This window comes from Agromyces sp. NSFZ, assembly GCF_056156205.1.
This window is the reverse complement of sequence record NZ_CM149585.1, coordinates 2937314-2948910: the sequence shown is the minus strand read 5'-3', so window position 1 is coordinate 2948910 and position 11597 is coordinate 2937314. Positions and strand designations below refer to the sequence as shown.

Below are 11597 nucleotides of genomic sequence, written 5' to 3'. Positions count from 1 at the left end.
ACGGCGGGGGTTCGCCCCTCGCCGTCAGTCGACGTGCTGGGGAAGCGGCTCACCCGTGTCGAACCTCGTCACGAGGGTCGCGAGCGCGGCCTCCAGTGCAGCGGTGCGGTCCGGCCCGAGTGTGGTGCGCATCTCGCGATCGAACGCGATCGCGGCGGCCTTCATCTCCTCGAAGACCTCGCGACCGTCGTCGGTGAACGTGATGCGCTGGCTGCGTCGGTCGCGGGTGCCGCGATCGCGTCGAATGAGACCGCGTTCCTCGAGGTTGCCGAGGTGGTGGCTGAGGGTCGCATCGGTGATGCCGATGGCGCGCGCGAGGTCGCGCTGCGTGGTGTGCTCGCCGCGGTCGATGTTCAGGAAGACGAACCACGTCGGGCGGTTGCCGCCGTGAGCCGCGAGCTCGCGGTCGAAGGCGCGGGAGACGATCTGGGTGGCCTCCCAGAGGCTGATGCCGAGCGCCTGGTGCGGTACGAGCTCCATGCCCCGACCCTATCCTGCGGGTTCGATGCGAATGCATTTGCGTGCAGACGATTAGATGTCTAATCTTTCGATATCGAATGAAAGGACATCGAATGAGTGCAGAGGTACTGCAGCGGCTGCGCACCATGCTCGGCGCCGGTCTCCTGACGTCCGGGGAGCCCGGGTTCGACGAGGCGTCGACCCTGTTCTTCGCGGGCGACGTGCGGACGCCCATCGCGGTGGCACGGCCCCGGGATGAGCGCGAAGTGGCCGCCGTGGTCACGACCGCCGCCGAATCGGGCGCACCGCTCGGCGTTCGGGGCGGCGGTCACGCGTATGCCCGGCACGCCCTGGTGGACGGCGGCATCCTGCTCGACCTGCGTGCGTTGTCGAACGTGGACATCGACCCGGCCCAGCGGGTCGGCGTGGCGGGCGGGGGCGCGACGGCCGGCGCCTACACGACGGCCGCCGGCGCGCACGGGCTCGCGACGGGCTTCGGAGATACCCCCACCGTGGGCATCGCGGGCCTCACGTTGGGCGGCGGCATCGGCCACCTCAGCCGACGCGACGGCCTCACGATCGACAACCTGCTCGGCGCCACGGTGGTGCTCGCCGACGGCCGGGTCGTCGAGGCGAGCGAAGCCGAGGAGCCCGAGCTGTTCTGGGCGCTGCGTGGCGGCGGCGGGAACTTCGGCGTCGTCACGTCACTGCGGCTGCGGTTGCATGAGACCCCGGTCGTCACGGGCGGGATGCTCGTCTTCGAGCCGCGGGGAACGACGGTGGCCGGCCTGGTCCGCGCAACGCTGGAGGCGGACGACACGGTCTCGGCCATGGTCAACGTCATGAAGGCGCCACCACTGCCGTTCCTTCCCGCCGACCGGCACGGCACGCCGATCGTCATGGCGCTCGTCTGCCACTCCGGTCGGCCGGAGGACGCCCCCTCGGCGCTCGCCCCCTTCCGCGCCGCCGGGACGCTGCTCGCCGACCTCGTCGTCGAGCAGCCGTATCCCGCGATGTTCCAGGCCGGTCCCGATCTCCAGCCGAACCGGGTGGCGATGCGCACCGGGTTCCGCGACGGCTTCGATGCCGACCGTGCCGATCTCGCGATCGCCCTCGTCGGCGACGCGCCGACACCGTTCGCCGTGCTCAACCTCCGGCCCCTGGGCGGCGCGATCGCCCGGGTGGCCGACGAGGCGACGGCGTTCGCACACCGCTCCCGCGGGCTCATGGCGACCGTGGGCGCACTGCACCCCGATCCGGTGATCGCCGAGGCCGGCGGCGAGTGGGCCGATCGCGCGAGCGCCGCGCTCGGGGTCGGCGGCCCCGGGTACGTCAACTTCATGGCGACCGCCGGCGAGACGGCGGCGCGAGCGGCGTATCCCGAGCCGACGCTCCGACGTCTCGCCGAGGCGAAGGCGCTCTACGATCCTGCGAACGTGTTCGGTTCCAACGTCAACATCGAGCCCGCCGGGGTCACGGCGGGGCGGTGACGGGCGCGGGCGGATGTCGCGGCGGCATCCGCCCTCGCCTCAGCCGTAGATCTTCTCGGCGTACGAGGGACCGTAGTACTCGTCGAGCGCCTCGACGGTCTCGTCGGGGCGCTCGAGGGTCTGCGCGATGATCGCCCGGCGCGGCGCGGTCGCAGGGTTCCAGGTGTCGGGCTCCCACGTCTTCGACCGGAGGAACGCCTTCGAGCAGTGCGAGAAGACCTCGTCGACCGTCACCTCGAGCACGAGCTGCGGCTCGTGACCGCGCACCCGCATGCGGTCGGCGTAGGGCACATCGCGCAGGAGCCGGGCGCGCCCGTTGATGCGGAGCGTGTCGCCACGTCCGGGGATCACGAAGATCAGTCCGACGTGCGGGTTCTCGAGCAGGTTGTGGAACCCGTCGGCGCGCCGATTGCCCGGTCGCTCGGGGATCGCGATCGTCGTGTCGTCGAGGACCAGCGCGAACCCGGGCGGGTCGCCCTTCGGCGAGACGTCCGCGTTGCCGGCGGCATCCGTCGTGGCGATGAAGCAGAGCGGGGATGCGGCGAGCCACTGCCGGTCGAGCTCGTGCAGGCGGGTGCGCATCTTGCCCCGCACTGCCGGCAGCGGTCTCCCGACGACCGCCTCGAGGTCGTCGACGTCCGTGACGGCAGTGCCTCCGTGATCCATGCCTCCAACCTATGCCTGTGGCGCGGGCGCTGTTCGACGTCGGCGGATGGGAACCTGCCAGACTCGGATCATGCCGTCGACCCGCGTGGTGCTCTTCGATGTCGACGGCACGACGCCGAACCTCGCGATTGCCTCGTGATCGAGGGCACCCCGGCAGGCGTCACCGCGGGCATCGCCGCCGGCATGGCGACCTGGAGCGTGAACGGCGCGCGGCCCGTGCCGGGGTCGCATCGCCACTATCGTCGGATCGACGACGCGACTCCCGACGTGCTGGACTTCCTCGCGGGCACGGGGTCGGCGACCTGATCAGCACGTGGGCGGGGCATTGCGCACCGCCTGCGCCACGTCCGCGCCCCCTGCTCCACTTGAGGTGGCGCGGAGGGCGCGGAGGTGGCGCGGAGGGCGCGGGAAATCGCGCGGAGGTGGCGCGGAGGGCGCGAAGGTGGCGCGGGCGTGGAGCGGAGCGGGAGCCGCGGAGCGCGCTACTGCGCCTGCGGCGGACGCGTCATCGAGAGCAGGTCGAGCGCGGTGTCGAGCTGCGCCTCGGTGAGCTCGCCCCGCTCGACGTAACCGAGGTCGACCACGGCCTCGCGCACGGTGATGCCCTTGGCGACCGAGTGCTTGGCGATCTTCGCCGCGGCCTCGTAGCCGATGAGCTTGTTGAGCGGCGTCACGATCGACGGCGACATGCCGGCGAGGGCCGTGGCCCGCTCGACGTTCGCCTCGAGCCCGGCGATGGTCTTGTCGGCGAGCACGCGCACGGAATTCGAGAGCAGGCGGATCGACTCGAGCAACGCCGTGCCCATCACGGGGATCTGGACGTTGAGCTCGAACGCTCCGGATGCCCCGCCCCACGCGACCGTGGCGTCGTTGCCGATGACCCTGGCGCACACCATGAGCACCGCCTCGGGCACCACCGGGTTGACCTTGCCGGGCATGATCGACGAGCCGGGCTGGAGGTCGGGGATCTGCAGCTCGCCGAGGCCGGTGTTGGGGCCGGAGCCCATCCAGCGCAGGTCGTTCGAGATCTTCGTGAGGCTCACGGCGATGGTGCGCAGGGCACCGGATGCGTCGACGAGGCCGTCGCGGTTGGCCTGCGCCTCGAAGTGGTCGGCCGCCTCGGTGATCGGGAGCTCCGTGTCCTGCTGGAGGAGCTCGATGACCAGCTGCGGGAAGCCCGCCGGCGTGTTGATGCCGGTGCCCACCGCGGTGCCGCCGAGCGGGACCTCGGCGACCCGGGGGAGGGCGGTGCGCACGCGCTCGATGCCGAGGCGCACCTGGCGGGCGTAGCCGCCGAACTCCTGGCCGAGGGTCACGGGCGTGGCATCCATGAGGTGCGTGCGGCCCGCCTTGACCACGCCGGCCCACTGCTCGGCCTTGGCCTCGAGGGCGACGGCGAGGTGGTCGAGGGCGGGGATGAGGTCGTCGATGAGCGCGGCGGTGACCGCGATGTGCACCGACGTGGGGAACACGTCGTTCGACGACTGCGAGGCGTTCACGTGGTCGTTCGGATGCACCGCCCGGCCGAGCTTCTCGGTCGCCACGGTGGCGAGCACCTCGTTCATGTTCATGTTCGACGAGGTGCCGCTGCCGGTCTGGTAGACGTCGACGGGGAAGTGCTCGACGAACCCGTGACGGCCCGCGATGACCTCATCGGCGGCCTCCTCGATGGCCTTCGCGATGTCGGCGTCGAGCACGCCCAGGCGGGCGTTGGCCTGGGCGGCCGCCTTCTTGATGCGGGCGAGGGCCTGGATCTGCTGCGGCTCGAGCTGGGAGCCCGAGATCGGGAAGTTCTCGACGGCGCGCTGCGTCTGGGCTCGGTAGAGCGCCGACTTCGGCACCCTCACCTCGCCCATCGTGTCCTGCTCGATGCGGTAGTCGGCGGCGTTGTCCACCACGATGTGTTCCCTTTCGTTGCATGCCGGAGACCCGGCGTGAGCCGCGACTGCGGCGGTCGGAGATCTGCGGCGGTCAGATACGGCCGACGACGATGTCGGTCTCGGCACGACCTTCGACGAGGCGGTAGTTCGCGCCGACGATAGCCAGCGTACCCGCCGCGATCGCGTCGCTGATCATCTCGGAGCTCTCGAGGAGCTCGGCCACGGTGTCGCGCAGGTGCTCGCGGCCGACGTACGCGGCGTCGACGTCGTCGGTGAGGATGGGCTGATCGGCGTCGACGCCCGCGACGCGTCGCACCGCCGGCACGATGCGGTCGACGACGCTCGCGATGTGCGGCGGCAGCGGAGCGGCTTCGGGGGCCTGCGACTCGATCGCGGCCCGCACGGCGCCGCACTGGTCGTGCCCGAGCACCAGGATGAGCGGCACGCCGAGCACGCCGACCGCGTACTCGAGCGAGCCGAGCACCGAGTCGGAGATGACCTGTCCGGCGTTGCGCACGACGAACGCGTCGCCGAGGCCCACGTCGAAGATGATCTCGGCCGCCAGGCGCGAGTCGCTGCAGCCGAAGACCGCGACGAGCGGCCGCTGGGTGTCGGCGAGCGCCGTGCGATGGTCGACGTCCTGCCGGGGGTGCAGCGGCTCGCCGGCGATGAACCGCTCGTTGCCGCGGCGGAGTTCCCGCCACGTCGCAGCCGGAGTCTCGGGGCGTTCGGTGGGCGGCGTGCTCACGGCGGATCCTCTCGGGTTCGTCGGTGTGGCGTCGGCGTTGCGGTTCGGTGCGGGTGCGGGTCAGTCCTGGGCTTCGATGGTGGGGACGAGCTCGGCCGCGAGGGTCTCGAACTCGTCGGGGCTCGCCGTGCCGAGCAGGACGAACGTCGTGCCGCCCGCCTCGGTCGTGAGCCCGTATCGGGCGTTGCCGACGTCGTCGGCGGAGTCGCGGTTGTCGTACACGGTCCACTCCACGCCGTCGATGGTGGTGGTGCCGGTGGCGAGCGTGCGGGCGAGGAGCCCGGCGACCCACGTGGGGTTGGCGTCGAAACCCTGGTACATGCCCACGTACTCGTCGCCGGGTGTGAGGTAACCCGCGTACCAGGCGGTGACCTCGTCGACGTCGGAGCGTCGCAGCTCGGCCGCGTTGGCCCGCCACCCCTCGGGGAGCTCGGGCACCGCGAGCGGATCGTCGCTCGCCGCCTGCGCCTGCGCCGCCACGGCGGCCACGTCGATGTCGCGTTCGAGCGGGGTGTCGCTGCGCGGCACGAGCAGCACGATGACGAGCACCACGAGCAGGCTCGCGCCGAGCGCGAGCACGAGGTTCCTGACGGTCTGCCGCTGGCGGTGCTTGCGCGAGTTCTCGGCCTGGCGGGCCGCGGTCTCTTCGGGGGTCTCTGGTCGGCCGAGCTCGGCGACGACGCGGGGGCTGCGTGCGGCCATCAGCGCTCGCCGGCGTCGTCGGATGCCGCGGGCCGGATCGCTCCCGCTCGCGCCGCGTCGAGGCGCGCCTTCGCCCCGATGAGCCACTCCTCGCAGCGGGCGGCCAGCGCCTCGCCGCGCTCCCACAGCGCGAGCGACTGCTCGAGGGTCGCGGAGCCCTGCTCGAGCTCGGCGACGACCCGCACGAGCTCGTCGCGTGCCTGCTCGTAGGTGAGCTCGGCGACATCCGTGGAGGGGGGCATGGCCTCCATTCTATTCGGCGCCGCCGACCGCCTCGTCGTCGGCCGGCCGGCCCGTGGACACGGCGCCGAGCCGCCCCTCGGCGAGCGTGATGCGCAGCCGGGTGCCCTCGGGTGCCTGGTCGGGACGGGTGAGCACGCCGTCGTGGTCGCGCTGCACGATGGCGTACCCGCGGTCGAGCGTCGCCTGCGGCGACAGCGCCCGGAGGTGGCCCCGGAGCTCGCCGACGCGGGCCGTCTGCCGTTCGATGCACCGCTCCATGAGCTCGGTGCCGCGGGCGACCCACCGGGTGAGGTCCTCGGCACGGCGGTCGATGATCCAGCCGGGGTCGGCGAGCGCCGGCCGAGCGCGAAGGTGCCCGATGCGGTCGATCTCGCGCGTGAGCATCGCGGCGAGGCGCATGCCCAGGCGCGCTCGCGCCTGCTCGACGCGGGTGAGCTCCTCGGCGACGTCGGGCACGACGCGCTTCGCGGCGTCCGTCGGCGTCGAGGCACGCAGGTCGGCGACCTCGTCGAGGAGCGGCCGGTCGGCCTCATGGCCGATCGCGGAGACGATGGGGGTGGATGCCGCAGCCGCCGCCCGTACGACGCGCTCGTCGCTGAACCCCAGCAGGTTCTGGAAGTCGCCGCCGCCCCTGGCGATGATGATGACCTCGACCTCGGGGTCGGCGTCGAGCCGCCGGATCGCCGAGACGACCTCGACGGCGGTGCGGTCGCCCTGCACGGCGGCGTACGCCATGCGGAACTCGACGCTCGGCCAGCGCAGGCGCGCGTTGCGCAGCACGTCCTGCTCCGCGTCGCTGTCGCGCCCGGTGACGAGCCCGATGACGCCCGGGAGGAACGGCAGCCGCTTCTTGCGGGCGACGTCGAAGAGGCCCTCGGCGGCGAGCTGCGCGCGCAGCCGTTCGAGCCGCTCGAGCAGGTCGCCGAGCCCGACGTGCCGGAGGTCGTACACCTGCATGGAGAGCGAGCCGCCCTTGACCCACCAGTTCGGCTTCACCAGCGCGACGACGTGGTCGCCCTGCTTGAACTGCTCCGACAGGCGTGCCCGCACCGACGACCACATCGTGATCGAGATCGTGGCGTCGGCCTCGAGGTCCTTCAGCTTGCCGTAGACGTTGCCGCCCGAGACCCCCCACTGGGTGAGCTCGCCCTCGACCCACACCGTGCCGAGGCGGTCGAGGTACTCCTTGAGCTTGCCCGAGAGGAGCGCGACCGGCCACGGCGCCTCACGTGTCGCCGGGGCATCCGCCATCGAGTCGGTTCCCTTCGTCGCACGTGGCCGCTCAGGCCGTCTGTTCAGTATCGCCGCATAGGATGGACACCGTGACGAGTACGACGGATGCCCCGCGGATCGGCCTCGGCATGCCCAGGGTGCCTGGCGTGCGCGGCCGGCTCAAGGATATCCCCGTCCCCGGACACAAGCGCGTGCTGCTGGCCGCGCCCCGCGGCTACTGCGCGGGTGTCGACCGTGCTGTCATCGCCGTCGAGAAGGCGCTCGAGCACTACGGCGCACCCGTGTACGTGCGCAAGCAGATCGTGCACAACATCCACGTCGTCACCCAGCTCGAGCAGCAGGGCGCGATCTTCGTCGACGAGGTCGACGAGGTGCCCGAGGGCGCCCACATCGTCTTCAGTGCCCACGGCGTGTCGCCGGCCGTCGTGAACGCCGCCGCCGACCGCGGCCTGCACGCGATCGACGCGACGTGCCCGCTCGTCACCAAGGTGCACCGCGAGGCCGTGCGCTTCGCCCGCGACGACTACGAGATCCTGCTCATCGGTCACGAAGGGCACGAGGAGGTCGAGGGCACGGCCGGCGAGGCTCCCGACCACGTGACGCTCGTGAACAGCCCCGACGATGTCGAGAACATCGAGGTGCGCGACCCCGAGAAGGTCGTCTGGCTCTCGCAGACCACGCTCTCGGTCGACGAGACCATGGAAACCGTGCGGCGACTGCGTGAGAAGTTCCCGAAGCTCGCCGACCCGCCGAGCGACGACATCTGCTACGCCACCCAGAACCGCCAGGTCGCGATCAAGAAGGTCGCGCAGGAGGCCGACCTCGTGATCGTCGTCGGCTCCGCCAACAGCTCCAACAGCGTGCGCCTCGTCGAGGTCGCGCTCGAGTACGGCGCGAAGGCCGCCTACCGCGTCGACTACGCGAGCGAGGTGCAGCAGGAGTGGCTCGACGGCGTCGAGACCGTCGGCGTGACGAGCGGGGCATCCGTTCCCGAGGAGCTCGTGCGCGAGGTGCTCGACGCGCTCGCCGATGCCGGCTACGGCGATGTCGCCGAGGTGAAGACGGCCGAGGAGGACCTCATGTTCTCGCTGCCGAAGGAGCTCCGCAAGGACCTGCAGGGCAACCGCGACGAGCGGGCGCTCGGCGGGCGTGCGCGCACGCCGCAGGGCTGAGCCGCTGCGGGCGTCAGCCCGCCGACCCCACCGCTGCGGGCGTCAGCCCGCCGACCCCACCGCTGCCGGCGTCAGCCCGCCGACCCCATCAGGACCCGCGCGTACTCCGGGTCCGACAGCAGGATCTGCGTCATGAGCACGTAGAACACCACGAACGCGACGGCCCCGGCGACGAGCGGCACCCAGAACGCGAGGCGCCGCGCCCGGAGGCGACGCACCGACCAGACCAGGGCGATCAGCCACAGCGCGAGCTGCACGATCGACCCGACGAGGATCAGGGTCGGCACCTGGGGGCCGGGGGCGAAGTCGCGGGCCGGGAGCTCGGTGCCGAGTATCTCGGCTGTCTGGCGGAACGTGTCGGTGGCCACGGATGGCAGCATGTTCAGCAGCAGCGTGTTGTAGAGCGCGCCGAAGAGTCCGAGCACGAGCAATGCGACGGTCGCGATGCGGTCGCCCCGGCGCTCCGGCCGGCCCCCGTGAGCGGATGCCGCGGCAGCACCCCCGGCCACCGGACCGACCGGGGGCGCCGGGATCTGCGGCGCGGGGGCGGACGTGCGCTCATCGGTCGGCGGCTGCCACGTCCATCCCTCAGGCGCGTACTCCCCGTACTGCGGGCGCGGGCGCTCGTCGCGCCCGGCGCGGTCGTCGGGTGTTCCGGCGGGGTGCTGCTGCGACATCCGGAACCTAGGCGCTGATGGAGTTGCCGACGGACCCGAGCTGGCGGGTCGACTCGGCCACGCGCACGGCCATGGCCGACTCGGCGACCTTGCCCCAGGCGCGAGGGTCGTACTGCTTCTTGTTGCCGACCGAGCCGTCGACCTTCAGCACGCCGTCGTAGTTCTGGAACATGTAGCCGGCGATCGAGCGCGTGAACGCGTACTGCGTGTCGGTGTCGATGTTCATCTTCACGACGCCGTTGCGCACCGCCTCGGCGATCTCGTCGTCGCTCGAGCCCGACCCGCCGTGGAAGACGAGGTCGAGGGGCTTCTCGCCCGTGCCGTACTTCTCGGCCAGCCCGTCCTGGATCTCCTTGAGCAGCCCGGGGCGCAGCTTCACGTTGCCGGGTGCGTACACGCCGTGCACGTTGCCGAAGGTGAGGGCGGCCATGTACCGGCCCTGCTCGCCGAGTCCGAGCGCATCGACCGCCGCGACCGCGTCGGCGAGCGTCGTGTAGAGGGCCTCGTTGGAGCCCTCGTGCTTGACGCCGTCCTCCTCGCCGCCGACGACGCCGATCTCGACCTCGAGGATCGCGTTGATCGCCTTCATGCGGGGCAGGATCTCCTTGGCGATCTCGAGGTTCTCGGCGAGCGGCACGGCCGAGCCGTCCCACATGTGCGACTGGAAGATCGGGTTGCGGCCCGCCTTGACCTCCTCCTCGGAGGCGGCGATGAGCGGGTACACGAAGCCGTCGAGTGCGTCCTTGGGGCAGTGGTCGGTGTGCAGCGCGACCGTGATCGGGTACGCCTTCGCCACCTCGTGCGCGAACTTCGCGAACGCGAGCGCACCGGCGGCGCGTGCCTTCACGGTGTGCCCGGCGAAGTAGTCTGCCCCGCCCGTGGTGACCTGGATGATGCCGTCGGAGCCCGCCTCGGTGAGGCCCTGCAGCACCGCGTTCAGCGTCTGCGAGGACGACACGTTGATCGCCGGGAAGGCGAAGCCCTTCGCCTTGGCGGTGTCGAGCATCTGTGCGTACTGCTCGGGCGTTGCGATGGGCATACCTGCTCCTTCGGAAGTGGGTCGAGTCGTTCACGAGTCTATCCAGTTGCCGAGCACTGCTCAGGTGCCGACGGATGCCCCGAGCCGCCGCCGCGCGTGCCGTGATCGTAAAGAACGCACGATCTTTCACGCCGATTCGTCCCGAACTCGACCGCCCGCCAAGGGCCCGTCGGTAGGCTCGAATCGACGCCCCCGCACCACTCGACGCGGGATCGGACGTCGACACCTGACCACGTTCCAGGAGGACCCCTCGATGGTGAGCACCGATACCGAAAGCCTCTACCTGCACCCCGACCGCAACATCGCGCTCGAGCTCGTGCGGGCCACGGAGGCGGCCGCGATCCGTTCCTATCCCTGGATCGGCCGCGGTGACAAGCTCGGCGCCGACGGGGCGGCGGTCGACGCCATGCGGGCGTTCCTCGGCACGGTCAACTTCGACGGCGTCGTCGTCATCGGCGAGGGCGAGAAGGACGAGGCGCCGATGCTCTTCAACGGCGAGCGGGTCGGCAACGGCCGCGGACCCGCCTGCGACATCGCCGTCGACCCGATCGACGGCACCTCGCTCACGGCCGCCGGTCGCCAGAACGCGCTGTCGGTCATCGCGGTGGCCGACCGCGGCACGATGCTCGACGCGTCATCCGTCTTCTACATGGACAAGATCGTGACGGATGCCGCGGGCAGAGGCGTCGTCGACATCCGCAAGCCCATCGGCGAGAACCTGCGCGCGCTCGCCGCCGCCAAGGGCAAGGACGTCGGCGAGATGCGCGTGGCGGTGCTCAACCGCGAGCGTCACGAGCAGCTCATCGCCGACATCCGCGCGGCCGGGGCCGGCACGCGCCTCATCAGCGACGGCGACGTCGCCGGCGGCATCAACGCCGCGCGCTACGAATCCCGCATCGACATGTGCGTCGGCATCGGCGGCAGCCCCGAGGGCATCACGACGGCGTGCGCCATCAAGGCGCTCGGCGGGTTCATGCAGGGCCGGCTCGCGCCGCTCGACGACGCCGAGCGGGAGCGCGGTGAGGCCGCCGGGCTCCTGTTCGACCACGTCTACGAGCTCGACGACCTGGTGCGCAGCGACAACACCTTCTTCGTCGCGACGGGTGTGACCGACGGCGAGCTCGTCGACGGCGTGCGCAAGAAGGGCCCGATCATCCGTACCGAGAGCGTCATCCTTCGCGGGAAATCGGGCACGATCCGCCGCGTGATCGCCGACCACCTCGTCGAGAAGTGGCTGGACAAGACCGACATCTGACCGGATCCCGTGGGGGCATCTGCGCGCGCGGGC

General features: G+C 71.4%; 13 protein-coding genes. 4 read left to right on the top strand and 9 right to left on the bottom strand.

All coding sequences use genetic code 11. The features are described 5' to 3' along the window. Nucleotides 1-24 precede the first annotated feature (24 nt). Entirely contained in the window at nucleotides 25-480 is a 456-nt protein-coding gene (locus tag ACVFI9_RS13885) for a MarR family winged helix-turn-helix transcriptional regulator (RefSeq protein ID WP_474762802.1), read from the bottom strand. A 92-nt stretch (nucleotides 481-572) separates the two neighbouring features. Between ACVFI9_RS13885 and ACVFI9_RS13880 the strand changes: the two genes are divergently transcribed. After that, nucleotides 573-1949 (top strand): FAD-binding oxidoreductase, encoded by a 1377-nt coding sequence (locus tag ACVFI9_RS13880; protein WP_474762801.1) that lies wholly within the window; start codon nucleotides 573-575, stop codon nucleotides 1947-1949. 39 nt (nucleotides 1950-1988) lie between these two features. Here the strand turns inward: ACVFI9_RS13880 and ACVFI9_RS13875 are convergent, their stop codons facing one another. After that, nucleotides 1989-2615, bottom strand: a complete 627-nt coding sequence (locus tag ACVFI9_RS13875; protein WP_474762800.1) for a pyridoxamine 5'-phosphate oxidase family protein — start codon at nucleotides 2613-2615, stop codon at nucleotides 1989-1991. Nucleotides 2616-2750: 135 nt separating this feature from the next. Between ACVFI9_RS13875 and ACVFI9_RS13870 the strand changes: the two genes are divergently transcribed. Next, nucleotides 2751-2921, top strand: coding sequence for a hypothetical protein (locus tag ACVFI9_RS13870; protein ID WP_474762799.1), 171 nt, complete (start codon nucleotides 2751-2753; stop codon nucleotides 2919-2921). A 176-nt stretch (nucleotides 2922-3097) separates the two neighbouring features. Here the strand turns inward: ACVFI9_RS13870 and ACVFI9_RS13865 are convergent, their stop codons facing one another. The 5 genes from ACVFI9_RS13865 to xseA form a co-directional block, all read right to left on the bottom strand. Then, nucleotides 3098-4471, bottom strand: coding sequence for a class II fumarate hydratase (locus ACVFI9_RS13865; protein WP_474766269.1), 1374 nt, complete (start codon nucleotides 4469-4471; stop codon nucleotides 3098-3100). A gap of 115 nt (nucleotides 4472-4586) precedes the next feature. Then, nucleotides 4587-5243: a carbonic anhydrase gene (locus tag ACVFI9_RS13860; RefSeq protein WP_474762798.1), complete on the bottom strand. Its 657-nt coding sequence runs from the start codon at nucleotides 5241-5243 to the stop codon at nucleotides 4587-4589. Nucleotides 5244-5303: 60 nt separating this feature from the next. Then, complete coding sequence (locus tag ACVFI9_RS13855; protein WP_474762797.1) at nucleotides 5304-5945, bottom strand: DUF4245 domain-containing protein; 642 nt, start codon at nucleotides 5943-5945, stop codon at nucleotides 5304-5306. Beyond that, complete coding sequence (locus tag ACVFI9_RS13850; protein ID WP_474762796.1) at nucleotides 5945-6196, bottom strand: exodeoxyribonuclease VII small subunit; 252 nt, start codon at nucleotides 6194-6196, stop codon at nucleotides 5945-5947. Before ACVFI9_RS13850 ends, ACVFI9_RS13855 begins: the two co-directional genes overlap by 1 nt. 1 nt (nucleotide 6197) lies before the next feature. Further along, nucleotides 6198-7439, bottom strand: coding sequence for an exodeoxyribonuclease VII large subunit (gene xseA, locus ACVFI9_RS13845; RefSeq protein WP_474762795.1), 1242 nt, complete (start codon nucleotides 7437-7439; stop codon nucleotides 6198-6200). Between the two features lie 110 nt (nucleotides 7440-7549). Here xseA and ACVFI9_RS13840 point away from each other — a divergent pair, with 110 nt between their 5' ends. Beyond that, nucleotides 7550-8593, top strand: a complete 1044-nt coding sequence (locus ACVFI9_RS13840; RefSeq protein WP_474766267.1) for a 4-hydroxy-3-methylbut-2-enyl diphosphate reductase — start codon at nucleotides 7550-7552, stop codon at nucleotides 8591-8593. A gap of 71 nt (nucleotides 8594-8664) precedes the next feature. Here ACVFI9_RS13840 and ACVFI9_RS13835 read toward each other — a convergent pair whose 3' ends face one another. Further along, a complete protein-coding gene (locus tag ACVFI9_RS13835; RefSeq protein WP_474762794.1) occupies nucleotides 8665-9270 on the bottom strand; it encodes a DUF6264 family protein in 606 nt (201 codons plus the stop codon). Between the two features lie 7 nt (nucleotides 9271-9277). Beyond that, nucleotides 9278-10309, bottom strand: a complete 1032-nt coding sequence (fbaA, locus tag ACVFI9_RS13830; protein ID WP_474762793.1) for a class II fructose-bisphosphate aldolase — start codon at nucleotides 10307-10309, stop codon at nucleotides 9278-9280. A gap of 253 nt (nucleotides 10310-10562) precedes the next feature. Here fbaA and glpX point away from each other — a divergent pair, with 253 nt between their 5' ends. Next, complete coding sequence (gene glpX / locus ACVFI9_RS13825; RefSeq protein WP_474762792.1) at nucleotides 10563-11564, top strand: class II fructose-bisphosphatase; 1002 nt, start codon at nucleotides 10563-10565, stop codon at nucleotides 11562-11564. Nucleotides 11565-11597 lie beyond the last annotated feature (33 nt).

What these genes read in the sequence shown, in the direction of transcription:
- ACVFI9_RS13850 (WP_474762796.1), bottom strand. Translation starts at nt 6,196, where the DNA reads ATGGAGGCCATGCCCCCCTCCACGGATGTCGCCGAGCTCACCTACGAG.
- ACVFI9_RS13840 (WP_474766267.1), top strand. Translation starts at nt 7,550, where the DNA reads ATGCCCAGGGTGCCTGGCGTGCGCGGCCGGCTCAAGGATATCCCCGTC.
- ACVFI9_RS13880 (WP_474762801.1), top strand. Translation starts at nt 573, where the DNA reads ATGAGTGCAGAGGTACTGCAGCGGCTGCGCACCATGCTCGGCGCCGGT.
- ACVFI9_RS13855 (WP_474762797.1), bottom strand. Translation starts at nt 5,945, where the DNA reads ATGGCCGCACGCAGCCCCCGCGTCGTCGCCGAGCTCGGCCGACCAGAG.
- ACVFI9_RS13885 (WP_474762802.1), bottom strand. Translation starts at nt 480, where the DNA reads ATGGAGCTCGTACCGCACCAGGCGCTCGGCATCAGCCTCTGGGAGGCC.
- xseA (WP_474762795.1), bottom strand. Translation starts at nt 7,439, where the DNA reads ATGGCGGATGCCCCGGCGACACGTGAGGCGCCGTGGCCGGTCGCGCTC.
- fbaA (WP_474762793.1), bottom strand. Translation starts at nt 10,309, where the DNA reads ATGCCCATCGCAACGCCCGAGCAGTACGCACAGATGCTCGACACCGCC.
- ACVFI9_RS13835 (WP_474762794.1), bottom strand. Translation starts at nt 9,270, where the DNA reads ATGTCGCAGCAGCACCCCGCCGGAACACCCGACGACCGCGCCGGGCGC.
- ACVFI9_RS13865 (WP_474766269.1), bottom strand. Translation starts at nt 4,471, where the DNA reads ATGGGCGAGGTGAGGGTGCCGAAGTCGGCGCTCTACCGAGCCCAGACG.
- ACVFI9_RS13875 (WP_474762800.1), bottom strand. Translation starts at nt 2,615, where the DNA reads ATGGATCACGGAGGCACTGCCGTCACGGACGTCGACGACCTCGAGGCG.
- glpX (WP_474762792.1), top strand. Translation starts at nt 10,563, where the DNA reads ATGGTGAGCACCGATACCGAAAGCCTCTACCTGCACCCCGACCGCAAC.